Origin of the sequence: Microbacterium sp. NPDC079176 (assembly GCF_040686675.1) — a bacterium.
GTDB lineage: Bacteria > Actinomycetota > Actinomycetes > Actinomycetales > Microbacteriaceae > Microbacterium.
Genome location: NZ_JBFBLM010000001.1, coordinates 748,218 through 772,115, shown reverse-complemented (window position 1 = coordinate 772,115; position 23,898 = coordinate 748,218). Strand labels below are relative to the sequence as shown.

General features: G+C 68.7%; 22 protein-coding genes. 10 read left to right on the top strand and 12 right to left on the bottom strand.

Annotated features, from left to right (window positions below):
• Positions 1-5: 5 nt before the first annotated feature.
• Entirely contained in the window at positions 6-3,476 is a 3,471-nt protein-coding gene (locus AB0P11_RS03670; RefSeq protein ID WP_363519837.1) for a TM0106 family RecB-like putative nuclease, read from the bottom strand.
• 68 nt (positions 3,477-3,544) lie between these two features.
• Positions 3,545-4,363, bottom strand: a complete 819-nt coding sequence (gene nadE, locus AB0P11_RS03665; RefSeq protein ID WP_363519834.1) for an ammonia-dependent NAD(+) synthetase — start codon at positions 4,361-4,363, stop codon at positions 3,545-3,547.
• Between the two features lie 112 nt (positions 4,364-4,475).
• On the opposite strand from nadE, the gene AB0P11_RS03660 reads away from it, so the two are divergent.
• Positions 4,476-5,033: a nucleoside phosphorylase gene (locus tag AB0P11_RS03660; protein ID WP_056277071.1), complete on the top strand. Its 558-nt coding sequence runs from the start codon at positions 4,476-4,478 to the stop codon at positions 5,031-5,033.
• A gap of 26 nt (positions 5,034-5,059) precedes the next feature.
• Here the strand turns inward: AB0P11_RS03660 and AB0P11_RS03655 are convergent, their stop codons facing one another.
• The 4 genes from AB0P11_RS03655 to AB0P11_RS03640 form a co-directional block, all read right to left on the bottom strand.
• The gene (locus AB0P11_RS03655; protein WP_363519831.1) at positions 5,060-8,056 is read right to left on the bottom strand and encodes an SMC family ATPase; all 2,997 of its coding nucleotides are present in this window, start codon (positions 8,054-8,056) and stop codon (positions 5,060-5,062) included.
• Positions 8,057-8,107: 51 nt separating this feature from the next.
• A complete protein-coding gene (locus AB0P11_RS03650; RefSeq protein ID WP_053098836.1) occupies positions 8,108-9,262 on the bottom strand; it encodes an exonuclease SbcCD subunit D in 1,155 nt (384 codons plus the stop codon).
• Positions 9,263-9,371: 109 nt separating this feature from the next.
• Positions 9,372-10,817 (bottom strand): MFS transporter, encoded by a 1,446-nt coding sequence (locus tag AB0P11_RS03645; RefSeq protein WP_363519828.1) that lies wholly within the window; start codon positions 10,815-10,817, stop codon positions 9,372-9,374.
• Positions 10,818-10,970: 153 nt separating this feature from the next.
• A complete protein-coding gene (locus AB0P11_RS03640; RefSeq protein WP_053099389.1) occupies positions 10,971-11,279 on the bottom strand; it encodes a GNAT family N-acetyltransferase in 309 nt (102 codons plus the stop codon).
• Positions 11,280-11,607: 328 nt separating this feature from the next.
• Here AB0P11_RS03640 and AB0P11_RS03635 point away from each other — a divergent pair, with 328 nt between their 5' ends.
• The 3 genes from AB0P11_RS03635 to AB0P11_RS03625 are packed head-to-tail and all read left to right on the top strand — an operon-like array spanning position 11,608 to position 13,539.
• A complete protein-coding gene (locus tag AB0P11_RS03635) occupies positions 11,608-12,309 on the top strand; it encodes a winged helix-turn-helix domain-containing protein (protein WP_053098834.1) in 702 nt (233 codons plus the stop codon).
• A 34-nt stretch (positions 12,310-12,343) separates the two neighbouring features.
• Positions 12,344-13,303 carry a DNA-3-methyladenine glycosylase 2 family protein gene (locus AB0P11_RS03630; RefSeq protein WP_363519823.1) on the top strand — a complete coding sequence of 320 codons (960 nt, stop codon included), beginning with the start codon at positions 12,344-12,346 and terminating at the stop codon, positions 13,301-13,303.
• Between the two features lie 38 nt (positions 13,304-13,341).
• Entirely contained in the window at positions 13,342-13,539 is a 198-nt protein-coding gene (locus AB0P11_RS03625; protein WP_053098832.1) for a hypothetical protein, read from the top strand.
• Positions 13,540-13,542: 3 nt separating this feature from the next.
• On the opposite strand, the gene AB0P11_RS03620 is transcribed toward AB0P11_RS03625, so the two are convergent.
• Genes AB0P11_RS03620 through AB0P11_RS03605 form a run of 4 tightly spaced genes read right to left on the bottom strand, consistent with a single transcriptional unit; the run spans position 13,543 to position 17,356 of the window.
• Entirely contained in the window at positions 13,543-14,298 is a 756-nt protein-coding gene (locus AB0P11_RS03620; protein WP_363519819.1) for an ATP-binding cassette domain-containing protein, read from the bottom strand.
• Positions 14,295-15,320 carry an iron chelate uptake ABC transporter family permease subunit gene (locus AB0P11_RS03615; protein WP_320490924.1) on the bottom strand — a complete coding sequence of 342 codons (1,026 nt, stop codon included), beginning with the start codon at positions 15,318-15,320 and terminating at the stop codon, positions 14,295-14,297. Before AB0P11_RS03615 ends, AB0P11_RS03620 begins: the two co-directional genes overlap by 4 nt.
• Positions 15,313-16,311: an iron chelate uptake ABC transporter family permease subunit gene (locus AB0P11_RS03610; RefSeq protein ID WP_363519815.1), complete on the bottom strand. Its 999-nt coding sequence runs from the start codon at positions 16,309-16,311 to the stop codon at positions 15,313-15,315. The genes AB0P11_RS03615 and AB0P11_RS03610 overlap by 8 nt, the downstream gene beginning before the upstream one ends.
• A 52-nt stretch (positions 16,312-16,363) precedes the next feature.
• Positions 16,364-17,356, bottom strand: a complete 993-nt coding sequence (locus AB0P11_RS03605; protein WP_285365127.1) for an ABC transporter substrate-binding protein — start codon at positions 17,354-17,356, stop codon at positions 16,364-16,366.
• Positions 17,357-17,458: 102 nt separating this feature from the next.
• Here AB0P11_RS03605 and AB0P11_RS03600 point away from each other — a divergent pair, with 102 nt between their 5' ends.
• The 3 genes from AB0P11_RS03600 (at position 17,459) to AB0P11_RS03590 (ending at position 19,123) form a co-directional block, all read left to right on the top strand.
• Complete coding sequence (locus AB0P11_RS03600; protein WP_363519811.1) at positions 17,459-18,226, top strand: siderophore-interacting protein; 768 nt, start codon at positions 17,459-17,461, stop codon at positions 18,224-18,226.
• Positions 18,227-18,259: 33 nt separating this feature from the next.
• A complete protein-coding gene (locus AB0P11_RS03595) occupies positions 18,260-18,664 on the top strand; it encodes a VOC family protein (protein WP_053098827.1) in 405 nt (134 codons plus the stop codon).
• A gap of 147 nt (positions 18,665-18,811) precedes the next feature.
• Positions 18,812-19,123 carry a hypothetical protein gene (locus tag AB0P11_RS03590; protein ID WP_363519808.1) on the top strand — a complete coding sequence of 104 codons (312 nt, stop codon included), beginning with the start codon at positions 18,812-18,814 and terminating at the stop codon, positions 19,121-19,123.
• Between the two features lie 31 nt (positions 19,124-19,154).
• Here the strand turns inward: AB0P11_RS03590 and AB0P11_RS03585 are convergent, their stop codons facing one another.
• Together AB0P11_RS03585 and AB0P11_RS03580 are read right to left on the bottom strand one after the other, a co-directional pair.
• Complete coding sequence (locus AB0P11_RS03585; protein WP_072590778.1) at positions 19,155-20,609, bottom strand: MFS transporter; 1,455 nt, start codon at positions 20,607-20,609, stop codon at positions 19,155-19,157.
• A 58-nt stretch (positions 20,610-20,667) separates the two neighbouring features.
• The gene (locus tag AB0P11_RS03580; RefSeq protein ID WP_053098825.1) at positions 20,668-22,011 is read right to left on the bottom strand and encodes a M20/M25/M40 family metallo-hydrolase; all 1,344 of its coding nucleotides are present in this window, start codon (positions 22,009-22,011) and stop codon (positions 20,668-20,670) included.
• 87 nt (positions 22,012-22,098) lie between these two features.
• On the opposite strand from AB0P11_RS03580, the gene AB0P11_RS03575 reads away from it, so the two are divergent.
• The 3 genes from AB0P11_RS03575 to AB0P11_RS03565 all read left to right on the top strand — a co-directional run bounded on the left by AB0P11_RS03575 (position 22,099) and on the right by AB0P11_RS03565 (position 23,877).
• On the top strand, positions 22,099-23,109 hold the full coding sequence (locus AB0P11_RS03575) for an FUSC family protein (protein WP_363519803.1): 1,011 nt from the start codon (positions 22,099-22,101) through the stop codon (positions 23,107-23,109).
• 40 nt (positions 23,110-23,149) lie between these two features.
• Positions 23,150-23,548, top strand: coding sequence for a DUF1801 domain-containing protein (locus AB0P11_RS03570; protein ID WP_053098823.1), 399 nt, complete (start codon positions 23,150-23,152; stop codon positions 23,546-23,548).
• A gap of 62 nt (positions 23,549-23,610) precedes the next feature.
• Positions 23,611-23,877: a thioredoxin family protein gene (locus tag AB0P11_RS03565; protein WP_053098822.1), complete on the top strand. Its 267-nt coding sequence runs from the start codon at positions 23,611-23,613 to the stop codon at positions 23,875-23,877.
• The last annotated feature ends 21 nt before the right edge of the window (positions 23,878-23,898 follow it).

Sequence of the window (23,898 nt, the reverse complement as noted above, 5' to 3'; positions counted from 1 at the left end):
CGACCTCAGCTCGCCGCTCCGACCAGACGCGCGAAGGCGCTCATCCGAGCGACCCCCTCGGGAGTGCGCGGAAGATCGTCGAGCAGGGCCGGTGAGTGGATGAGGTACGCCGCGACCTGCGCCCTCGAGATCGCCACATTCAACCGATTCTGCAGCAGGAGGAACTCCGGGCCTCGAGGAGCATCGCGTCCGCTGGACGCCGCGAGCGAGGTGATCGAGACCACCGCCTCCTTGCCCTGGAAGTTGTCGACCGTGCCGACCGGGACGTCGTGGAAGCCCGCCGCGGCGAGCGCATCGTGCACGGTCTGACGCTGGGCGTTGTACGGCGCGACGACGATGATGTCGTTCTGCGCCAGCGGGCGCGCCGTGGACTCTGCGTCATTGTCGGTGAACGTGCGTCCGACGAGACCGCGTACCAGCGCCACCACTTCGGCCGCCTCTTCCGGCGACTCTGTGGCGTTGCCTCGATGCCGCAGCGGGACGACGTGGAGCCCCGCGTCGACGCCGTCGATCGACCGCCTCTCGGTTCCGGGTGCCGAGGCGAGCTGGCCCGCGTACGCGAGCCTGGACACCGGGGCCGCGACGAACGGATGCATGCGCCACGATCTCGCGAGGAAGTAGCCGTGATCGGGCTTGATGACCGCGTCGCCGTCCATGACCCAGCCGAGCGCCGAGGTGTCGACCGGCTCGGGGTGCGCGCCCTGACTGACCTGAGGAAGCTGCTGCGGGTCTCCGAGGAGCAGCAGGTTCTTCGCTCCGGCCGCGACGGCGATCGTCGACGCGAGCGAGAACTGCCCTGCTTCGTCGACCACGAGGAGATCGAGCCCTCCGCGCTCGACGCGGGCGGTGTTGCTGAAGTCCCACGCTGTGCCGCCGACGACCGCACCGTGCTCGGCCTGCTCGGCGAGGAATGACGCCATGCCGTTCTTGGGGATGACGGTGTAGCCCGGCTCGACGGAGGGGTCTTTCGGAGCCTTGCCGACCTGACTCGCCGGCACACCGTCGGCGACGACTCGTTCGAGGAGGTTCTCGATGATCGCGTGGGACTGCGCCACGACACCGATCCGGAATCCGTGCTCCTTCACCAGCCGGGCGATCACCTGCGAGCCCGTGTAGGTCTTGCCGGTCCCCGGGGGACCCTGCACAGCGAGGTAGCTGCGGTCGAGATCGAGCACGCCTCGGACGATGGCGTCGATCACGTCGTCGCCCTGCTCGGGCAGCGGACGACCGGACAGCGTGCGCGGAGGGATGCGACGAAGCACGTCGGTGGCCGCGTCACGCGGGAACCCGGGTGCGGCCGCGTGGACGGAGTCCGCCCACTCATCGATCGCGCCCTGCAGCGAGACGACGCGTGGCGGCGCAGCCGGAGTGAGAGCGAGGGGAAGCTCGTCCCAGGTCTGCCCCTGGATCGCCGTCTCGGTGATCAGGTAGCCGTCGTCGAGCAACTCGGCGACCGTGACGGTGTGAGGGACATGCACCGCTCGTGACGGTGCCTCGGTGTCGAAGGGAGCCGGCACCGGATACAGGGCGAACGGCTGCGCCCCGGCGCCCAGAGTGGTGCCCGGCGACACCTCGCCGCGGATCTCGATGTCGCGCGACATCACCCGTCGGCCCTCGCCGATGCTCCAGTCCCTCTGCACGCGCGATGAGGCGCGGTCGATGCGCACGACGTCACGCGTGCCGTCCCACATCGTGACCGGTTCGCGCAGTCGCTGGAAGTGCGAGACCCAGAAGCTCTTCGCCTCGCGCGGGAAGTAGTCGATCGCCGCGGCCGCGATGCGATGCACCTGACCGTCGTCGCCTGCGTCGACCGCGCGCTCCGCATCGGCGAGCAGTGACACCGAGCGCGGTGACGGCTCGTAGATCACCTCGTCCGTTTCATCCGGCGGCGCCGGATTCACGCCCTCAGCCCTCGCGATGTCGATCAGCCAGTTGCGGAGGCGCCGGGTGGAGACGCAGTCGTAGCGGTTGTAGTCGGCGAGGTCGGCGAACACGGCATCCGCTTCTTCCTGCTCCCCCGCCGCCGCGAGCTCTCGAGCCGCGACGTACTGCACGATCGAGTCATCGCCCTTCTGGACGTCGCTCGTGCGCACATCCGCGCCCATGTAGAGAGGCTCGAGCTTCTTGATGGAGTACGACCTCGTGCCGACCCGCACGGTCCGCAGCACGAGCGGATACAGGTCGACGAACACTCCTTCACGCAGCAGTCGATCGATCTCACCCTCACGGACGCCGTGCCGCGCCGCCATGGCCACGAGGTGCGAGGTCTCATACGGGGCGTAGTGATAGATGTGCATGCCCGGATGAGCCGCGCGCCGCAGCTTCACGAAGTCGAGGAACCTCTCGAACGCCTCGCGTTCCGCCGCGAAATCGTGTGCCCAGAGCGCGGTGTACTGATCGGAGTTGTCGACCCATCCGAAGAGGTAGTCGATCCCCCAGTGAGCCTGGCCGTCCGGCGCCGGCTCGGTGTAGAGAGGGTCACCCTCGAAGTCGAAGAAGATGTCTCCGTGGCTCGGCACCGGGAGGGTATGGATCGCGGCCGCGTAGTGCACGTCGTAGGTCGGCGCACCGTCGGCATCCGCCTGGATCTGCAGTCGGGCCTGTGCCCTCAGAGTCTCGAACGTGTCGGTGTTCATGCCGTCAGGGGGCGTGGGCGCCTCTGCCAAGGCGTCGATGGTCTCGATGCCGGCGGCTCTCAGTCGCGCACGCTGCACGGGCCGCATGCGGGCGACCATGAGGAGATCTCGGTGCGCGATCACCTGTTCCTCGCAGGTGGCGCAGCGCCCGCACGCCACGACCTCGAGATCGCCGCGGTCGTCGCCCCACGCCAGCGCCGCCCCGGCGGAACCGTCGCCGATGCGACGATCTGCGATGAGCGCGCGCAGACGCGCCCGTCGCACCTGGAACAACGGGAGGAGGTCGTCGACGGAGTGGGTGCTCACTGAGCCGTCGCCGAGGATGAGGTCGACCTCGTCGGATCGTGGGATGCCGAGCCGATCGAGCTGATCGACATATGCCGCGAGCTGCATGAGGGCCGTGACCCGCGCTTTTCGGGCGAGCTTCGAATCCTGCACCCGCCAGCGACCGTCGTCGTCGCGCTTCAGGAAATCTGCGAATCCCACGAACTCGGGTGTAGCGAAAGCCGCCTGGAAGACGACGACAGCGTCGGAGCCGAGTGCCTGAACCGTCTCTTCGACCGCCGCCGCCAGGGCAACTGCGTCGACGGACGACACCTTCTCGACGAGATGCACCCGATCGGCGCCGAGATCATCGAGATAGCGCGCCAAGACGTTCCGCTCATGCACGTCTCCGAGCAGCGCCGCCCGCGCCAGCGTCGCGTCTTCGGGCTCGTCGACCGCGGGGACCCGCCCCAGCTTGGCGTCGATCGCACGGCACCACGCGAACTCGCATTCGGCCGCCGCCTTGAGGTCGCTCGCGCTCCAGATGACGCGCTGCGCCTGAGTGTCGATCCGCACGATGCTCCCGTTCTGTCGGACACTTCGACACTAGCCGCGGCATCCGACACGGGATCACGATGGGCCGCTCAGCGCCACCAGGAGTCGTCGGGCGTCACGGGCAGGTTGCGCTTGTGCTGGGTGGCGAGATAGCGCGACTCGATGCGCCCGGCGACCTCCGGGTCGACCTGGCGCCCTTCGAGGAAGTCGTCGATCTGCTCGTAGGTGAGTCCGAGCTCGTCCTCATCGGCGCGACCGGGCTGACCGTCGAGCAGATCGGCGGTGGGCACCTTGTAGGCGAGCTGGTCGGGAGCGTCGAGGAGCAGGAGAAGCGAACGCCCCTGCCTCTTGGTGAGCCCGGAGAGCGGGAGGATGTCGGCGGCCCCGTCGCCGAACTTCGTGTAGAAGCCCGTCACGGCCTCAGCCGCGTGGTCGGTGCCGATCACGAGCAGACCGTCGTGGCCGGCCAGCGCGTATTGCGTCACCATGCGCACTCGCGCCTTGATGTTGCCGCGATTGAAGTCGCTGATGTCGCTCGTGACGGCGAACTCGATGTCCTCCTCGACGCCGTCGACGCCGTTCTGGATGTTCACCTCGACCGACGCATCCGGCTCGATGAACTCGAGTGCTGCCTGGGCATCCGCCGCGTCCTTCTGGATGCGGTACGGCAGCCGGACGGCGAGGAACTTCGCCTCCCCGCCCGCTGCTCGCACCCGCTCGACGGCGAGCTGCGCCAGACGACCGGCGAGTGTCGAGTCCTGACCGCCCGAGATGCCGAGCACGAAACCTTTCGCGCCGGTGGTGCGCAGGTAGTCGACGAGGAACTGCACGCGGCGCTCCACCTCGATCTCGGGGTCGATCTCGGCCCTCACGCCGAGCGCTTCAGAGATCTGCTGCTGCAGGGTCATGTGTTCCTCCGGTCTACCCGACGTCAGTATCCTCCTCCAGTGTTACATCGAGATGACGTGGATCGCACGCGCGTGACTCCGCGGCGGCCGATGCACCTGAGAGGATGGCGGAGTGAAACTTCTCGTCGCAGCCATGGCCTCCGAACTCGCAGCGTTCCCGGAGGAGCTCGAGGGATTCGACCAGCTCGTGACCGGCGAGGGCAAGATGCAGGCCGTCTACGCCCTGACCCGTGCGCTCGACGCCAAGGAGTACTCCGAGGTCGTGGTCGTCGGCACCGCCGGTGGGATCGACCCTGAACTCGAGGCGACGGTCCACGAGATCGGCAGCGCGCTGCAGCATGACGTGTTCGACCTCGACGGTGTCGCAGGGCAGCACGTGTCTCTGCCGGCGCGCGTGTCGACGGGCCGCGAGGGTGTGCTGATCGCGACCGGAGACAGCTTCGTCGGCGATGCGGGGATCACGGCCGTCATCCGGCCGTCCGGTGCGGGACTGGTCGACATGGAGACCTATGCGTACATCTGGGTCGCCGAGAAGTTCGGGGTGCCGATCCGTGCTTTCCGAGCGATCTCCGATCGAGCCGAGGACGGTGCGCTCGTCGACTTCCGCGAGGCGATCGCCCGCTGCAGCGTGCAGCTGCGCGAGGTGATCCGTCGGGAGTACGGCGTCTGAGACACGCACCGCGTCGGTGCGGGGTCTCAGCGAGTCTCGATGACGCTCGGCCCGTTCGGCGTCGCGCGTACGGAGAGCTGCGCGGGGATCTGCTCCTGCATCGCCTCGACGTGGCTGATCACCCCGACGGTGCGACCGCCCTGTCGGAGCTCGTCGAGGGTGCGCATAGCGACGTCGAGCGTGTCGCCGTCGAGGGATCCGAACCCCTCGTCGATGAAGAGGGTGTCGAGACGGATGCCGCCGGCTCGCGCCGTGACCACCTCGGCGAGTCCGAGAGCGAGGGCGAGCGAACTCAGGAACGTCTCGCCTCCTGACAGGGACTGCGCTGGCCTTGTCTGGCCGGTGAATGCGTCGAACACGACGATCCCGAGCCCGGATGCCGCGCCGCGCGCGGCGAGCGCGTCGGAGTGACGCAGTTGGTAGCGCCCGGTCGACATGTCACCGAGGCGTCGATTGGCCGCCTCGACGATCTCCTCGAGCTCCGCGGCCAGCACGAACGTCTCGAGGGTCATCTTTCGCGTGTTCGCACCGCGCCCGGCGATGGTGTCGGCCAGGTTCTGCAGGACTTCGTACTCGGCGGCGTCCTCCGCGGTGCGCGCGTGCTCGGCGGCGGCGGCCTCGATGAGTGCTGCGAGCTGCTCCGCCACGGCGGCAGCTCGCCCGGCTTCGTCGACCGCTGCCGACCAGCGCTGCCGAGCGGCGAGGGACCTCAGCTCGGCGGGATCGAGATCGATCGGCTCCTCGGGCAGCGTGCGCAGTTCGAGGTCGAGGAGGATCGCGCGCTCCTTCTCTCTGAGCACGGCATGCTGCGTGATCCGGCTCTCGAGCGCCGCCTGGGAAGCGGCGGAGCGCAGCGCCCGCTCGACAGCGGCCACGTCGGGAAACTCGGAGGCGGCGAGTGCGGCGTCCCGCTCGAGCATCGCCGCGGTCGCCGCCTCTGCTCTGCGCTCACGTTCGGCCGACGCCTCGACCAGCGCGAGAGCAGCCTGAACTTCATCGAGCGTCGCAGCGAGCCGCGCTGCCACGGAGTCGAACGGTCCTTTCGCGTCGGCGATCGCCTGACGCGCCTCGGCCATGCGCTGAGCCACGAGCGAGTGCTCCTCGCGGGCTGCGGCCAGCGCGGCGGAGTCACGTTCTCTATCGATCTCGAGCCGCCGGATGCGTTCGATCAGGGCGTCGCGCCGCTGTTCGAGCCTCGTCCGCTCGTGCGAGGCCTCGACGCTCTCCGCGTGTGCGGCGGTCGCGTCGTGCAACTCTGTGGCCGCCTCATCGGCTGCTCGGCCGTCGGCCCGGGTGACTGCGGCGGCGAGATCCGCACGCAGCGCGGACACGTGCTCGGCGGCGTCCCGCTCACGCCGGGCGATGATGTCGCGCTCGGTCTCGGCTTCGTCGACGTCGTCGGCGGACACCGGATCCGTGTGCACGGCGGGAGCGGGATGCTCGGGGGATCCGCATACCGGACACGCTTCGTCGTCCTGCAGGGAAGCCGCCAGCTCTCCCGCGATGCCGTCGAGGCGCCGCTGTCTGAGCTGAGCCAGCGCCGTCTGGGCCGCGGCGAGCGCGGCGCTGGCCTCAGCGAGCTCTCGCTCCGCGCCGCCGTGCGCGACGCGGAGGCGTTCCGCCTCGAGCGCCGCCGCATGCCGCACGGCGGCACCATCTCGCGCTGCAGCCAGATCCGCGACGCGATCGGCACGCTGCCTCGCGGCGTCGCGGTCCAGAGTGAGCTGTTCGAGCTGTCCCGGAAGAGCGAGGCGATCGGCCTCCGCGGCCTCGATCCGCGCGGTCGCCGCCGCCACGGCATCCGCGGCCGCGGTGAGTTCGGCGTCGAGAGCGGACGCGGAACCCTCCAGTTCCGCCGCCCGCTGCCACGTGCCCGTCTGCCTGGTGCGCTCAGCCGCCCATTCCGCGAGATCGTCCGTGACGATGTCGTGAGCCGCCCACACGGCGCGTGCGCGCTTCTCGGCTTCGATCGACGCATCGAGCGCAGAAGACGCCGTCGCCGCGGCCGTGATCGGGCCCCGAAGAAGCTCCGCAGTCCGAGCCTCGTGCAGTTCCGTCCGCGCGTCCGCGATCCGATGCTCCTCGGCCTCGAGACGATCGAGCGCTGCCCTGGCACGATCGCGCTCGATCTGCGCCCTCTGCTCGTCTCGCAGCGTCGCGAGCGCCGCATCCGCGGCATCCGACTCCTTCTCGGCGTCGACACGCTCCGCCGCGCGACGCTCGGCGCGGTAGTCCGCTCGAGCCTGAGCGCGACGCAGACGGTCGAGACGCTCGTCCGTCGTCATCACGAGGGACTCCGCCTCACTCGATGCGGTGTCGCCTCCCTGCGCGTCGCTGTCATGCCCGAGGTCGGCGTTGTCGACCAGTCGCTCGCCTTCGTCGAGGCGGGCTGACACGGTGGCGAGACGGGCTCCGAGTGACCGCTCCGCCGCCTTGCGTCGCTCGTCGAAACGCGTCTGCACGTCCTCGAACCGCTCGGTGCCGAACAGCCGCCGCAGCAGCGCCTGCCGCTCACGACTGCCGGCGAGCAGGAACTCCGAGAAGCGGTTCTGCGCGAGCAGGATCACCTGCAGGAACTGCTCACGGCTGAGCTGCAGGATCTCGTCGAGTTCGTAGGCTGCCTCGCGTTCCTTCGCAGCGAGTCCGATCCACTCGCCGCCGACCAGCGTGTCGAGCTGCACGGCTGCCGACTGCACCGTCATTCCGCCGCCACGCTTCTTGGGCCGCTCGTACTCGGGCGAACGTGTGACCCGGTATCGGCCTGCCGGAGTGCTGAACTCGACGACGACCTCGGTGACGTCGTCGGGCTCGCAGTGGTCGCTGCGCAGTCGCTTCTCGCCGCCCTCGTACCGTGGCACCCCACCGTAGAGAGCGAAGCAAACCGCATCGAGGATGCTGGATTTGCCTGCTCCCGTGCGACCGGCGATCAGGAAGATGCCGTCGTCTGCGAAGGCGTCGAAGTCGACGACCTGACGATCGCGGAACGGCCCGAAGCCCTCGACCTCGAGGAGGTGCAGCTGCATCAGAGCGCCTCCTTCGCTGTCGGAGAGTCTTCGCGTCGAGCGGCCACCGGACTAGACGAGGGCTTCTGCACGAACGCGGTCATCGAGCACCTCGCGGATCAGCTCGGCCTCGCGCTCGGTCGCCCCGTGTCCTGAGCGGACGTGCTCGAGGAAGGCCTCGATCCGTTCAGGATCGGTCACGGCACCCTGCAATCTCTCGACGTACGACCGCTCGATCGTCTCCGAGGTCTGGGACGGCTGATGCTGCACCATCGCGCAGTGCGGATACCGCTCACGGAGTCGGCGCATCGGCTCTGTCTGGGCGAGCGCGTCGGTGTAGACCGCGCAGACCCAGTCCTCCGCGTGAGCGGCGACGTTCTCGGTCGACAGGATCTCCTCGAGGGTGCCCGTGAGCGTGACGAGACGGCGAGGCACGGGGAGCTCGAGCCACTCGACCGATGCCAGTCCGGTCGCGTCGAGCTCGACCAGCCAGGACCCGCGCGGCTTGTTCTGCTCGCCGAAGCTGTAATGCAGGGGGGCGCCCGAGTAGCGCACGCGCTCGCTGATCTGCTGGCGCCCGTGGATGTGACCGAGGGCGACGTAGTCGGGACCGTCGAACACGGTCAGCGGCACGACGTCGAGACCGCCCTGCCGGACCTCGCGCTCGAGGCCCACCGTGGCGTCGACCCCGGCGGAGAAGCAGTGGGCGATCGCGACGGACCGGCCGGGGTGTTCATTCATACCGACCCGTACGAGGTCCATGGCGTGCGCCAGCGTCTGCGCCTGCGTGCGCAGTTCGGCCCCGTTCCAGTGCTGTCGGACGATGGCGGGCTCGAGGTAGGGGATGCCGAAGAAGTGCACGGGGCCGTCGGCGTCTGTCAGTGTCACCGGAGTGCCGATCGCGAGGGGGTCGGTCAGCACATGGATGCCGTCACGCAGCAGTCGCGCCTGGAACCCCAGCCGCGCGGCGGAGTCGTGGTTGCCGCTCGTGACGATCACACGGGCCCCCGTCTCGTGCAGCGCCACGAGAGCGTCACCGAGAAGCGTGTACGCGGGGCCGGCGGGGGTCGCCGAGTCGAACACGTCGCCGGCGACGATGACGACGTCGACCGCGTGGTCGCGAACCTGCGCCGTGAGCGCCCCGAGCACCTCGGCCAGCGCGTCCATGGTCGAGTTGCCATGGAAGGTGCGGCCGATGTGCCAGTCGGAGGTGTGCAGGATTCGCATACTCACACGCTACGAACCCCCACCGACATTCGGTCCGAGGCGTGCCGTGGCGCCCGTTCCCCGCATCGAGATCTCCGCGATCCGGCCGAGAGAGGACGCCACGACGACGTCAGTGCGCAGCGACGGCCAGTCCCGGCTGCGCCGGCATCAGCTCGTCCTTCGTGCCCCGCACCATCACCGCGGCGATCACGGCGGCGACGAGCATGAGGATCGACGCGACGATGAAGACCCAGCCGTAAGCGTCGGTCAGCTGCCCGGGGTCGAGATCCGCCTGGGCGTGCCCTCCGACCGACGCGGCGTACACGGCTGTGAACACCGACAGGCCGATCGATCCGCCGATCTGCATGGCCGAGTTGGCGACTGCCGACGCGATGCCCGCGTCGTACGGAGCCACTCCGGTGAGAGCGAGGTTCTGCAGCGGGATGAAGACGAAGCCCATGCCGACGCCGAGCAGCACGAGCGCCGGGGCGATCTGCACCAGGTAGGCGCCGTCCGGGGTGATGCCCGACAACAGGAACAGACCCGCCGCGGCGATGAGCGGTCCGACGATCATCATCGGCCGCGGTCCGATCACTCCGAGCAGCTTGGTCGCGATCGGGGCGATGATCATCGTGGCGATCGGCAGCGGCAGGGTCGCCGCGCCCGCCTGAAGCGCGCCCATCCCGAGCACGAACTGCAGGTGGAAGGTCAGGTAGAGCGTCGCGCCGATCATGATCGCTCCGGCCACGCCCTGGATCAGGAACGCACCACCCCTGACCCGGTCCGCGACGACCCGCAGCGGAAGGAGCGGCTGGGCCACGCGGCTCTCGACCCAGACGAACGCGGCGAGCAGCACGACTCCGAGCGCGAGGAAGGTGATGGTGAGCGGGTCGCCCCAGCCGTTCTCGGCGAGGCTGAACCCGTAGACGAGGGAGCCGAGACCGAGGGTCACGGTGATCGCGCCCCAGACGTCGTAGCGGTTGTCGCCGTCCGCCCTGCTCTCCGTCAGGAAGAGCGCTCCGCCGATCAGTCCGATCGCGACGAAGAACAGGTTGACGAGCAGGCACCAGCGCCAATCGGTGAACTCCGTGAGGAATCCGCCCAGGAGCAGACCGACGGCCGCTCCTGTTCCTGCGACCGTCCCGAAGACGGCGAACGCCGTGTTGCGCTCCTTCCCGGAGGGGAAGGTCACGGTGAGGAGAGCGAGGGCGGCGGGAGCGAGGAGCGCGGCGAAGACCCCCTGGAGGCCGCGCGCGAGGATCAGCTCCCAGCCGGACTGCGCGAGGCCGCCGAACAGGGACGCCGCGCCGAAGCCCACCATCCCGATCATGAAGGTGCGCTTGCGACCGAGGTAGTCGGCGATGCGTCCTCCGAGCAGAAGCAGCGCGCCGAAGGCGAGGGCGTAGGCCGTGACCACCCACTGACGCTGGCCGTCGCTCAGACCGAGCGATGCCTGCGCCTGCGGCAGGGCGATGCTGACGATGGTGCCGTCGAGGACGACGATCAGCTGCGTGAGGGAGATGACGACGAGCGCCCACCACCGTGTCTGGGGGCGGGCGCGCAGGGACGATGACATGGAAGAACCTCCGGTGTCGGGGACGATGCCGGAGGTTTCGAGCCTCGGACCAGCGCGCGTCAGCGCCTGACCACCTCAGCCGACGGGGCTGAGCAGAGCATCCATATTACCGGAGGAATGACGCCGCGTAACACAGCGTCACACGTCGATGCGTCAGCGCGAGCGCAGCAGAGACGCGTGCTCGGGATGCGCCTGGAACCAGTCGGCGACATACCAGCACACGGCGTCGACCTTGCGATCTCCGCGCTCCTCGATCTCGGCGACCGCTCCCTCCACGACGACGCCCGCGTAGCCGTGGCCGCGGAAAGTCGGGATGGTGAAGGCTCGCGTCAGGGCGATAGTGTTCCCGTCGTCGCGATAGTCGAGCACGCTGACGAGCTGCCCGTCGCGCGTCAGCGTGTACCGCGAGGCGTCCTTCTCATCAGTGAGGATGAAGCCGGCAGCGAGGGTCGAAGTGGTCACCTTCTCCACGTTACGCCTCGCTCCCCGGCCGGCGGCCGTTTTGACACGCGCGGACTTCTTCCGACATAATCCCCCCATGACTACCAACGCAAGCCCTTTGTCCGCCCAGGAGGCGAACAGGACTGCCGGGATGATGATGCCCGGTCGCGTTGGCATGTGTTGCCGAATGTGTCGCTGAACGAACAGCCACTCCGTCTGACCTGACTTCTCGCGATCTGCGAGGACTGGTCTCCGAGCACCCACCCCGTGCTCGCTTCCCGGCTCGCCCGGTCATTCATGCAACGCATCAGAGCCTTCTTCCGGCTCACGTCCTGAGGACTACATCATCATGTCGAACATCGCACTTCTCGAGCGTCCCGCCGCCGCCACCGCCGTCCGCACCGTCTCGTCGGAGCCCGCCGCACCGCTCGATGCAGATCTTCCCGCCGTCCGCTCGCCGCGAGGATTCGCCCTCTACGTCGGTCTCGACGAGATCAAGGCGGCCGAAGCCGGCGTCAGCCTCCCGCTCCTGGTCGACGCTCTGCGCCGCACCCTCGCCGAGCTCGCACCGGGTGCCGAGACGCACGCCACCGTCGCCCTGGCCCCGCACGGCTCCGGCGGCCGCGACCTCGACGTCGTCCGTCTCGCACTGCACGAGCCGGGTGCGATCGCACGCACCAAGGCCGCGGCCGAAGAGGAGGCGACCGACGAAGAAGGCGGCGTCGTGGTCGACATCTCGCGCAAGCGCGTGCTGATCGACGGCGAGTCCGCGGCGTTCACCTACAAGGAGTTCGAGCTGCTGCAGTACCTCGTGCTCCGTGAAGGACGGACGATCGAGCGCAGCGAGCTGGTCTCCGCGCTCTGGCAGGCGCAGGACGACGAGACTCCCGGCGAGCGCACGATCGACGTGCATGTGCGGCGTCTGCGCGCGAAGCTCGGCCGCTACGAGGACATCGTCCGCACCGTGCGCGGCATCGGCTACCGCTTCGACCGGCACGCCGACGTCGTCATCCGCTACGGCCACGGAACGCCCTCGCCCGACCGCTTCTGATCCGAGTGTCAGCCCCGCCACGTATGGTGGGCGCATGACCCTGACCGCGGATGCCGGAGCCGCCGATGCGGCCTCCCGCGGCGCGCCGCGCGAGACCGTGTATCGGCCGGCCGCACCCGTCGATCTCCGCGCGACGGTGGGCATGCTGCGACGGGGGCCCGGCGACCCGACCATGGTGTTCGACGGCCCGGTGATCTGGCGCACGCTGCGAACGCCGCTCGGTCCTGCCGCACTCGCGCTGCGCGCCCGCGGCGACGAGATCATCGCCACGGCGTGGGGCGACGGAGCGGAGCACGCGCTCGACAGCGTCCCGGAGCTGTGCGGCGCGAACGACGACCCCACCGGCTTCGATCCCTCCCATCATCCGCTGATCGCCGACGTCGCACGCCGGTCGGTCGGCATCCGCCTGGCTCGCACGGGCGTCGTGTTCGACGCTCTCGCGTGCGCGATCATCGAGCAGAAGGTGACCGGCCTCGAGGCGTTCCGCGCATGGAGACAGCTCGTCACGAAGTTCGGCGAGCGCGCACCCGGTCCCACCCCGAGGCCGATGTACACCGCCCCCACCGCCGCGCAGTGGCGCCGCATCTCGTCGTGGGACTGGCACCGGGTCGCGGTGCAGCCGCCGCAGTCGAAGACCGTCGTGCGCGCCGCCGAGCGCGCTGAGAGCGTCTCGCGCGCACTTCTGGCCGCCCCCGCCGGCGAGGAGCGCGATCGCGTGCTGACGAGCTTGCCGGGCGTCGGCATCTGGACCTCGGCCGAGACCCGCATCAGAGCCCTCGGCGATCCTGACGCCGTGAGCGTCGGGGACTACCACCTGGCCCATCAGGTCGGCTATGCCCTCACGGGCCACCGCACGGATGACGACGGGATGCTCGAGCTGCTCGCCCCGTGGGCCGGCCACCGGCAGCGAGTGATCCGCCTCATCTTCGCGAGCAGGGTGAGCGAACCCCGTCGTGGGCCGCGGCTCTCCCCCGAAGATCATCGGAGTCGCTGACCCTGCCGCACGGCGCGGATCGCCCCTAGGCTGAGGCCATGTCCCGCAACGCACTCCGCTTCTCCGTCACGGCAGGGCTGCTCATCGTCGGTGTCGTGATCGGCCTGATCTTCCAGAACGTCTGGCTCGGCATCCTGCTCGCCGCGATCGTCTGGCTCGGCTGGTTCATCGGCTACGAGTCCCGGCGCGGCCACAACACCGGCGTCAACGACGAGGACCACGGCGTCGAGCTCTGAGCGTCAGTAGTAGACCGCCAACGGACCGGACGGCCCCTCGACCACCCGCACGGGCGTATCGAACACCCGGGTGAGCACGTCGCCGGTCATGATCTCGGCGGGCGACCCGAACTCGACGACGGCACCGTCCTTCATGGCGCAGATGTGGTCGGCATAGTGCCCCGCGAAGTTGATGTCATGCAGCACGATGACGATCGTGCGCCCCAGCTCCTCCGACGCCCGGCGCAGGTGCTTCATCATCTGCACGGCGTGCTTCATGTCGAGGTTGTTGAGTGGCTCGTCGAGCAGCACGAACTCGGTGTCCTGCGCCAGGACCATGGCGACGTAGGCTCGCTGTCGCTGGCCGCCGGAGAGCTCGTCCAGGTATCGACCTTCGAGGTCCCCGAGATCGAGGAAGTCGATCGCTCTGCTGATGAGCTCCTCGTCGGCGCGCGTCAGCCGGCCCTTCGAATGCGGGAAGCGCCCGAAGCCCACCAGCTGGCGCACGGTGAGACGGGTGACGAAGTGGTTCTCCTGCCGCAGCACCGAGACGATCTTGGCGAGATCCTTCGACTTCGTGGTCGCCACGTCGTATCCGGCGATCTCGATCGCTCCGGCGTCCATGCCGCCGAGCCGGCCGATCATCGTCAGCAGAGTCGACTTTCCCGCGCCGTTCGGACCGATCAGTGCCGTGATGCCGCCGGAGGGGATCCGGAGGTCCACAGGGCCGATCGCGACCTGGTCGCTGTAGTCGCGGCGGACGCCGTCGAGTGTGATCACAGCCTGCCCTTTCTGAGGATGACGACGAGGAACACGGTTCCTCCGACGAGTTCGATGAGGATCGACACCATGCCCTGCGCGTAGAAGACGTTCTTCATGACGAAGTACGCCCCGGCGAGGATCGTGAAGGCGGTGAGCACCGCCACCGGGAAGATGAGCCGGTGGTCGTATGTATCGGCGAACTGGTACGCGAGGGTCGCAACGAGGAAGCCGAGGAACGTCATCGGGCCCACCAGCGCGGTGGAGGTCGCCATCAGCACGGCGACGAGGAAGAGCACGGCATAGAGCTCGCGCTTGTGGTCGAGTCCGAGCGAGCGCGACACGTCGGGTCCGAGCGCGAGGAGATTCAGCCGCCGTGCCCGCAGCCACAGCAGCGCGGACGCGGCGATGCACAGCGGGATCGCGAGCGGCAGGTAGGACGCGTCCGCGTTGGAGACGTTGCCGAAGAGGCGAGCCGCCAGCACGTCGAACTCGCTCGGTGTGAGCAGCCGCTGCATGAAGGTCGATATCGCCCCGAGTCCGCCGCCGATGATGATCCCGATCAGGAGCATGATCTGGAGGTTTCCGTAGCGCCCCGACAGCAGCCATCCGTAGAGCGCCATCGCGAGCCCCACCATGATGACGACCTGCAGGCCGAACTGCCAGACGCCCTGGATCGCGACGAGCCCTGCGACGCCGAACAGGTAGACCGTAGTCGTCTGCACCACCCGATAGAGCGATTCGAACCCCATGATCGACGGCGTGATGATGCGGTTGTTCGTGACCGTCTGAAAGCTCACGGTCGCGATCGCCTGCGCCACCGCGACCACTGCCATCACGGTCACATTCGTCACGCGGAGCTTCGCGATGCGCCAGAACCCCGGCGATCCGATCGGCATGGGGTTGTCCCAGGCGAGCAGGGCGAAGGCGAAGGCCGCGGAGAGGACGATGAGGACGCCCAGCACCAGGGCGTAGCGACGGCGCGCACGCGCGGATGTGAAGGATCCGGAGGTGCGGGCATCGACCGCGAGTGCGCTAGCCACGACGACGCTGCCTCAGCAGGAGGAGGATGAAGACGATCGCGCCGACGATCCCGAGGATCAGCGAGACCGGGACCTCGAACGGCATGATGATCGTGCGGCCGATGATGTCGCAGACCGTGACGATCGCGATGCCCAGCAGACACACCCACGGCAGGTTGCTGCGCAGGTCGTCTCCTCGGACCATCGAGACGATGTTGGGCACGATCAGTCCGAGGAACGGGAGGTTGCCGACGACGACCGTGACGACTCCGGTGGTGACGGCGATCAGCACGGTCCCGAGCAGGATCACGCGGTTGTAGTCGACGCCGACGTTGGTGGCGACCTCCTCCCCCAGTCCGGCGATCGTGAGGCGGTCCGCCACGATGAAGACGACGACCCCGACGACCGCCACGATCCAGAGCATCTCGTACTGCCCGCGGAGCACCGAGGTGAAGCTGCCGGCGAACCAGACGCCGATCGCCTGCAGCGAGTCGGTGACGAGCGCGAAGTACGTCGACACCGATCCGACGACGGCACCGAGCATGATCCCGACGATCGGGACGATGAGCGACGACCGGAGGGAGACGCGGCGCAGGAACGCGAAGAAGACCATCGTGCCGATGAAGGCGGCGATGATGGCGCCCGTCATCCTCAACGGGATCGACGGGTTCGGCACCAGCACCATGACGGTCAGCAGACCGAGCCCTGCCCACTCGGTCGTGCCGGTGGTCGTGGGTTCGACGAAGCGGTTCTGGGTGAGGAGCTGCATCACGAGCCCGGCCATCGCCATGGCGGCTCCCGCGAGGACGAGAGCGATCGTGCGCGGCACGCGGGTGATCTGGAACATCTCCGCGCCGTCCGCGGCCCCCGCGATGTCGTATACGCCCGTGAAGAGCGACACGACGAGGAGTGCGACGACGACGAGGATGCCGACGAGCAGCTTCACGTCGAAGAGCCGCCCGACGGAACGGGGCGACTCGATGGATGCGGTGCGGGTGTGGGTGCGGGTCATCATGCGACGCCGGACGGCGGCATCCGCTCGGAGCGGATGCCGCCGGTCGGCCCTACTTCTGCGCGGCCTCGAGCGCGTCGGCGAGGTCCTCGAGGAACGTGGTGTACGTCTGGATGCCCTCGTTCAGGTAGGTGTCCGTGGGCATGTAGACGATCTGCTCGTCGGCAACGGCGGTGACGCCGGCGAGCGCCTCGGAGCTCTCGAGGATCTCGGACGCCTGCACGTAGTCGGGGGTCTCGGCGGCGAAGACCGCATCGCGGTCGAGCACGAGAAGCCAGTCGGGGTTGGAGGAGGCGATCGCCTCGACGGAGATGTCGTCGCCCTGGTGGTCGTCGGAGGCGTCATCGACCTCGAGCGCCGGCGTCAGACCGAGGATGTCGTAGATCGGTCCGAGCGAGCGCCCGACGGTCGGCGCGAGGTACCCGATCTCGCCGCCGGAGGTGTTCACCGCCATGACGGTGTCGGCGTCGTCGTATGCGGCCTTGGCCCGCTCGACGGCCGCGTCGAAATCGTCGACGAGCGCCTGCGCCTCGTCCTGCTTGCCGAAGATCTCGCCGAGGACGGTGGTCTGACGCTTGAGCTCCTCGTCGAAGGGCTCGCCCTCGCGCGGCTCGAGGTCGATGATCGTGGCGTCCGGCACGAGCTCCGCGATCGCCTCGTTGTGCTGGGTGAATCGCTGGCCGCTGATGATGAGGTCGGGTTCGACGGCGACGATCGCCTCGAGGTCGGGCTCGCTGTGCAGGCCGATGTCGACGATCGACTCGTCGTCGAGGTACGACACGGTGTCCGGCATGAGCGCGACAGCGCCGGCCGAGAGCTCGACTCCCCAGTCGGAGAGGGTCTGGAACGTGCGGTTGTCCAGTGCGACGACGGATGCAGGGGGCGTGGCGATCTCGTGCGATCCGCTGTTGTCCTCGACGGTGACCGAGTCCGCTGCGGCTGCGGTCCCCTGCGGCTCGGCGTCGGAGCCGGAGGCGCAGCCGGCGAGGGTGAGGAGGCCGACGAGACCGACGCTCGTAGCGGTGAGGATTCTGGGCATGGACATGGAGAGACTCCTGTTCTGCGGTGATGAGTGCGCGGAAACGGCGCGGGAACGGCGGACTTAGGATGCCCTAACTCCACCTCCAAGATAGGTTAGCCTTACTTTATGAGCGATATGAAATCCCGCTTCTCCATCGAGCGCCGCGGCCTCGATCTGCGCTTCCGCACCGTCACGCTGACCGCCCGGGAATGGCTGGCCCCTGGCTACGTGCGTGTCCGGCTCAGTGGCAGTGACCTCGAGGGCTTCGACTCTCCCGGCTCCGACGACCACATGCGCCTCTTCTTCCCGTCCGGTCCCGTGGAGTCCCTCGAGCAGATGCGGGAGGCGCCGAGTCGCGAGTACACACCTCTCGCCTGGGGCGACGACTGGCTCGACGTCGAGTTCGCGGTGCACGGCGACGCGGGGGTCGGCGCCCCGTGGGCCGCGACCGCTCCGCTGGGTGGATCGATCGGAGTTGGTGGCCCCCGCGGTTCGGCCGTGCTCAGCGGCAGCCCCGGATCCTGGCTTCTCGTCGGAGACGAGACCGCCATCCCGGCGATCCGACGCTTCGCCTCGTCGATACCCGCCGGGGTGCCCGCCCGCATCGTGATCGAGACGGCCTCCGTCGGCCGGGAGATCGAGATCGACACCCCGGTCGACGTGGAATGGCTGCACCGTGGCGACGCCGCCGAAGGCTCCGCCCTCATCGCATTCCTCGACCGCCTGACCGCCGACGATTCGGTCGGCGACGACCCGTTCGTGTTCATCGCCGCCGAGCAGTCGGTCGTGAAGCCCGGGCGCGCGCTGCTCAGCCGGTGGGGCGTCGACTCCGCGAACGCGGTGGTCAAGGGCTATTGGAAGCGGGGCGAAGCGGAGTACCACGCTCCGCACTAGTGCGATCCGGGCGCCGACTGGAAGACTGGACGCATGGCTCTTCTGGATCACCTGGGCATCACCGTCAACGAGCTGGAGCGCGGTCGCGCGCAGTTCCATCCCGTGCTGACGGCCCTCGGCTATCAGAGCGGCGGCGAGGACGACCACTCGATCTCGTGGCACAACGGCGACGAGACCGAGATCATCCTGTACGCCTGGGATGAGGAATCCGGGCCCCATCGTCACGGCCGCGTGGGATGGCAGCACATCGCTTTCTCGGTGTCGACGCGAGACGAGGTCGACCGCCTTCACGCCGTCGCGCGCGATGCGGGATGGTCGGCCGTGCGCGAGCCCAAGGAATATCCGCGATACACGGAGCGCTACTACGCCTCGTTCGTGGAGGATGCCGACGGCATCCGGATCGAGTTCATGCACAACCCGCCGCGCGAGTCCGAGTGACGCGCGAGCTCTGCGGCGGGTGAGCCCGGCTCTCCTGCACACCGAGGCCGGAACACGAGTTCCTCCCACTGCTCGGGATGGCGGTATACAGCGACGCCTCTTCCGATTCCTCGTCTGGAACGATGCGAGGATGACACGGTGCACCTCATGAACGACGCTCAGATCTGGACCATGATCGGGTGCTTCACCGCGCTCATGTTCGGCATGCTCACGGTCGTCTCGACGGTGTTCATCCGCGTGGTGCGCACCGAGATCGGCGGGCTGCGCGGGGAGATCGGCGGGCTGCGCGGGGGGATGAACGCGCAGATCGGCGGGCTGCGCGGGGAGATGGACGCACAGATCGGCGGACTCCGGGGCGAGATGAACGCCCGCTTCGATGCCCTGAACACGCGGATCGACGGACTCGACCGCGACATGCAGGCCGTCGTCAAGCGCTCATTCGGCCTCGACCGCGACTGACAACTGACACCGGCAGCCGGCCGCCCGCAGCTCAGACCACGGGTGCGGCGACGGCCTCGGCATCCGTGCGGTCGGTGAAGGCCTCTTTCGGAACGAAGACGAGGATCGCGGCGGCGATCAGCGCGGTCACACCGCAGACCACCCACACGGTGATGTACCCGGCGAATGATCCCGCAGTGCCTTCGACCGCCCCGCTCACGCCGTTGAGGAGCGCGATCCCGAAGATGCACGAGGCGATCGCTCCGCCCACGGTCTTGACCGAGTTCGTGAGGCCTGTCGCGACGCCCGTCTGGGTCGCCGGAGCCGCCGACGCCGCAGCCGCGGGAAGGGCGGCCACGAGAGCACCCGAGCCGAGGCCGACGATGACCATGTTGGTCACCACCTGCACGTACGAATCGTGGAACGGAAGGAACAGCAGGAAGCCGATGCCGACGAGCAGAGATGCGCCCATCAGGGTGATCCGCGGAGTCAGCAGACGAGCGATGAGCGGGAACAGCAGGGCTCCCGCGATCATCGCGATCAGGTAGAGCCCGATGATCAGGGACGTCGCGAAACCCGTGGTTCCGAGCCCGTAGCCGTAGACACCGGGGTCGGTGCGGGCGAATGTCGACAGCGGCGCCTGTGCACCCAGCACGCTCACCCCGAAGAGGCCGGCGGTGAGGAAGACCGGGCCGAGTGCCGGCGAGCGGAACATGCGCACGTCGATGAGCGGGTCGTCGCAGCGCAGTTCCCAGAGCACGAACGGGATGACGAGCAGAAGGCCGAGGACGACGACGGCCCAGGACCAGGGGTTGACGAGTCCGCCCTCGAGACGGAGCAGGCTGAGACCCCCGGTGAAGCAGATCAGCGCGAGCGAGATCAGCACGACGCCGACAGTGTCGAAGACACCGCCGGTCGGATCGGGAGACTCCTTCACCCCGAACAGGATCACGAAGAAGCACACGACGATGAGCACGGCGGGGATGAGCAGCACCACCGTCAGGGGCAGGACATCGATCAGGGCTCCGCCCACGAGCGCACCGATGATCGCGCCGCCTTCGAGCGCCGCGACGAGGAGTCCCGCGGCCTTCGCCGTGATCGACGAACGCCCCTCCATGCGACGGGAGCGCGACCAGATGAGCGCGATCTCGAGCGGCAGCCAGACGACGTAGAACCCCATCAGCGTCCAGCCGACCAGGAACACGGGGAACGAATCGGTGAAGGGCAGGACGAGCGCCGCCGCGGCGGTGAGCGCCGTCGAGATGAGCAGCATCCGCTTGTGGCCGACCATGTCGCCGAGCTTCGCGAAAGCGGGCACCACCAGAGCCGACAGCATGAGCTGCGTGCCCTCGAGCCAATTGACATCGGCGTCGTGGATGCCGAGGTGCCGCGCGATGTCCGTGAGCATGGGCGTGTAGTAGCCCTGCAGCACGCCGCTGGTGAACTCGACGAAGGCGAGGAAGCCGACGACGGTGGCGAGGGTTCCCAGAGTTCGGGTGCGCGTCATCGCGGCTCCTCGGTGAAAGGACTGGATCGGGCACCGAAGCGCCCGCGGAGGGGTGAGATCACCCTAGCCGCTCGAGGAGCGCCCGATGGAACCGCTCCCCCCGCTCGAGCGCGACGATCTCGACGTTCTCATCGACGCCGTGGATCGACGCCCGCTGTGCGTTCGACATCTCGAGCGGCGCGAAGCGGTAGACGGCGGGGGCGAAACGGTGGAAGTGGCGGGAGTCCGTCGCCGCCATCATCACGTACGGCACCGCGGGGACTCCCGGGTGAGAGACGGCGAGAGCGTCGGCGAGCAGCGTGAACTGAGCGTTGTCGGTCGCGGACTCGGGCGACGGCTCGCTCGCCTCCTCGACGGATACGGTGATGAGCGGATCCCGGATGCGCCGACGCACCCGCAGCACCGTCTGCTGCGTCGTCTCACCCAGCGCGATGCGCAGGTTGACCGTCGCCGAGGCCTGCGACGGCAGGACGTTCGCGGCAGTGCCGCCCGACTGCATGGTCGGAGCCACCGTTGTGCGCACGAGTGCTGCAGGCTCGCCGCCGAGCGCGGCGAACAGCCGACCGGTGACCGGCGGGGCGGAGCCGAGCAGCCTGAGCAGATGCCCTGCCGGACCGGGAGTCTGAGCTCCGAGCTGCGACAGCATCCGTCCGATCGCTTTCGACGGACGCGGTCGGAACGTGCGGGGGCCGAGCCGATCGACGGCCCTCGCCACGCGCCGGACCGCTGTGAGAGCGGGCGGTGCCGAGGCGTGACCACCCTCACCACGCGCCGAGAGCGTGAGCGTCATGACGCCCTTCTCCCCCACGCCGATCATCGCCGCCCGTCCCGGAACGAAGGGCAGCGGCGCATCCACGACGGCGCCGCCCTCGTCCACCACGAGCCACGGGATGATGCCGCGATCGCGCAGGACGCGGGCGATCTCCTCGGCTGCTCGACCGAAGGTCTCCTCATTGCCCCCGAACGACAGGTAGACGTCCCGTGCGGGGGTGAACCCGTCGGCGAGCAGGTTCTCGACCGCCTCGAGCACGACGATCAGCGGACCCTTGTCATCGAGAGCACCACGACCGTAGACGACTCCGTCGGCGATGACGCCCTCGAACGGGGGATGCGTCCATGCGTCGCTCTCGTCGACGGGGACGACGTCATAATGCGCCATCAGCACGACCGGCCCCGCAGCGCCGGCGTCCCTGCCCGTCCAGTGGAAGAGCAGCCCGAAATCGGTGTGCCGTTCGAGTGCGAGATGCTCGTGGACGAGCGGGTAGAGCTGCGCGATCAGGGCGACGAACGACTCGAACGGCTCGGTTCCGCGCTCCTCGACCTCGGCCGACACGGTCGGCAGCTGGATCATCTGCGAAAGCCGTTCGGCGATTCCCGGTCGAGGTTCCGTCACGTCGGCCATCGTATCGCCGGGGCGATTCCCGCCGGCTCGCCGTACTCCGGTCGACGTCCGTCCTGCTCGGCGCCGGCGCCGCGAGACAATGGAGGGATGAGCCTGTTCGCCCTGGCACCCAAGCGCGGTCCGCGCTGGCATCTCGCCACCCAAGCGGCGCTGGGCATCGCGGTGCCGATAGCGGTCATGACCGTGCTCGGCGAGCCGTCGCTCGGCTACGTCGCGGCCTCGGGCGCATTCACGGTCCTCTTCGCCGGGACGGCACCGGTGATCGATCGGGCGAGGATCCTGCCGTTCGTGGCCGCGGGCCTCATCGTCAGCGCCGCTCTCGGAGTGGTTGTCTCCGCCAACGCCTGGCTCGTGAGCATCGGCGTCGTGGTGGTCGCGGTCGTCAGCGCTGCCCTGGCGTTCGGGTTCCGACTGGGCCCGCCCGGACCGCTCTTCTTCGTGCTGGTCTTCGGTCTGTCGGCGCACGTCGTGGCGAGCTCGCCCCTGGCACCGCTGACCTACCTCGGGGCACTCGCGGCCGGCTGCGTGTTCTCCTATCTGCTCGCGATGGCGCCGCTTCTGCGTCCTCGAGCGCGCTCGATCTCCGCTCGGCCGCTGAGCGAGCTGCTCCCGGGCCCCGCATTCACCCCCGATTCGCGCATGCTCGTAATCCGGGTCGCGATCGTCGCCGTCATCGGCGTCCTGCTGGGACTGGTGATCGACCCCACCCGGACGTACTGGATCGTGGGGTCGGCGGTGGCGGTGATCGGCGTGGCCGCCGCCCGTCGCGCCGCCGTCCAGCGCGGACTCCATCGCATGCTCGGAACCGTGGTCGGGGCCGGCGTGTACGCGCTGCTCGCGCTGCTGCATCCGTCGGGGCTGTGGCTCGCTCTGCTGCTGGGCGCGCTGCAGTTCACGATCGAGCTCGTCGTCGTCAGGCACTACGCTCTCGCGCTCGTCTTCATCACCCCTCTGGTGCTTCTGCTGACGGGCGCAGCGACGGGCGAGATCGGTTCGATGGACGTCGCCGGGGAGAGGATCGTCGACACCCTCGTCGGAGCTGCTCTGGGTGCGATCTCCGGCTTGCTGCATCCGCGCGCGACCACGTCTTCCGTGTGACTCTCTCGACGTCTGCCGTCGCACGCGCCATACTCACAGCATGACCCGTGCGCCTGAGATCGCCGACTACCACCGCAGGCTCAGCTCGGAGGATCGGCTGATATGCGACCTCCTCGCGGACGAGATCGACCGAGCACTCCCCGACGCCGCCGCCAAGGTCTGGCACGCGCACCCGGTCTGGTTCCTCGACGGCAATCCGATCGTCGGATACGACCGCTTGAAGGATGCCGTCCGACTGATGTTCTGGAGCGGCCAGTCGTTCGCAGAGCCCGGACTCGTCGCCTCAGGATCCTTCGAGGCCGCCGAGAAGAGATTCACCTCCGCCTCGGAGATCGACACCGACCGGCTCGCCGTCTGGCTGTCGGAGTCGCGGGTCGTGCAATGGGACTACGAGCACATCCGCACGAACCGGGGCCTCGTCAAGCGCACCTCGTTCTGATCGCGGCTCGGGAACACCGCGAGACGGTGCGCGGTTGCACCTCGAGAGCCGAGAGGAGAGCCATGGAACTGACGCTCGTGACCTCCGCGTTCTGCGGAGCGTGCTCGCGCACCCGCTCGGTCGTGGAGGACGCCGTGCGCTACCTTCCCGACGCGACCGTCACCGAGATCGACGTCGCGAGAGAACCGGATGCCGCGGAGGCGCTCGACATCCGCTTCACCCCGACCGTCATCATCCGCGATGATTCGGGCGCAGAAGTGTTCCGCGCCGAAGGTGTGCCGACGGTGCCTCAGGTGCTCACGGCGGCGGTGAAGGCCCTCCCCGCCTGAGCGCGACGTCGCTCTTGCGGA

Excerpts from the sequence above, each read along its gene's own strand:
- nadE (WP_363519834.1), bottom strand. The coding sequence starts at position 4,363 with ATGACCCTGCAGCAGCAGATCTCTGAAGCGCTCGGCGTGAGGGCCGAG.
- AB0P11_RS03655 (WP_363519831.1), bottom strand. The coding sequence starts at position 8,056 with ATGCAGCTGCACCTCCTCGAGGTCGAGGGCTTCGGGCCGTTCCGCGAT.
- AB0P11_RS03650 (WP_053098836.1), bottom strand. The coding sequence starts at position 9,262 with ATGCGAATCCTGCACACCTCCGACTGGCACATCGGCCGCACCTTCCAT.
- AB0P11_RS03645 (WP_363519828.1), bottom strand. The coding sequence starts at position 10,817 with ATGTCATCGTCCCTGCGCGCCCGCCCCCAGACACGGTGGTGGGCGCTC.
- AB0P11_RS03635 (WP_053098834.1), top strand. The coding sequence starts at position 11,608 with ATGTCGAACATCGCACTTCTCGAGCGTCCCGCCGCCGCCACCGCCGTC.
- AB0P11_RS03630 (WP_363519823.1), top strand. The coding sequence starts at position 12,344 with ATGACCCTGACCGCGGATGCCGGAGCCGCCGATGCGGCCTCCCGCGGC.
- AB0P11_RS03625 (WP_053098832.1), top strand. The coding sequence starts at position 13,342 with ATGTCCCGCAACGCACTCCGCTTCTCCGTCACGGCAGGGCTGCTCATC.
- AB0P11_RS03610 (WP_363519815.1), bottom strand. The coding sequence starts at position 16,311 with ATGACCCGCACCCACACCCGCACCGCATCCATCGAGTCGCCCCGTTCC.
- AB0P11_RS03605 (WP_285365127.1), bottom strand. The coding sequence starts at position 17,356 with ATGTCCATGCCCAGAATCCTCACCGCTACGAGCGTCGGTCTCGTCGGC.
- AB0P11_RS03600 (WP_363519811.1), top strand. The coding sequence starts at position 17,459 with ATGAGCGATATGAAATCCCGCTTCTCCATCGAGCGCCGCGGCCTCGAT.
- AB0P11_RS03595 (WP_053098827.1), top strand. The coding sequence starts at position 18,260 with ATGGCTCTTCTGGATCACCTGGGCATCACCGTCAACGAGCTGGAGCGC.
- AB0P11_RS03590 (WP_363519808.1), top strand. The coding sequence starts at position 18,812 with ATGAACGACGCTCAGATCTGGACCATGATCGGGTGCTTCACCGCGCTC.
- AB0P11_RS03585 (WP_072590778.1), bottom strand. The coding sequence starts at position 20,609 with ATGACGCGCACCCGAACTCTGGGAACCCTCGCCACCGTCGTCGGCTTC.
- AB0P11_RS03580 (WP_053098825.1), bottom strand. The coding sequence starts at position 22,011 with ATGGCCGACGTGACGGAACCTCGACCGGGAATCGCCGAACGGCTTTCG.
- AB0P11_RS03575 (WP_363519803.1), top strand. The coding sequence starts at position 22,099 with ATGAGCCTGTTCGCCCTGGCACCCAAGCGCGGTCCGCGCTGGCATCTC.
- AB0P11_RS03570 (WP_053098823.1), top strand. The coding sequence starts at position 23,150 with ATGACCCGTGCGCCTGAGATCGCCGACTACCACCGCAGGCTCAGCTCG.
- AB0P11_RS03565 (WP_053098822.1), top strand. The coding sequence starts at position 23,611 with ATGGAACTGACGCTCGTGACCTCCGCGTTCTGCGGAGCGTGCTCGCGC.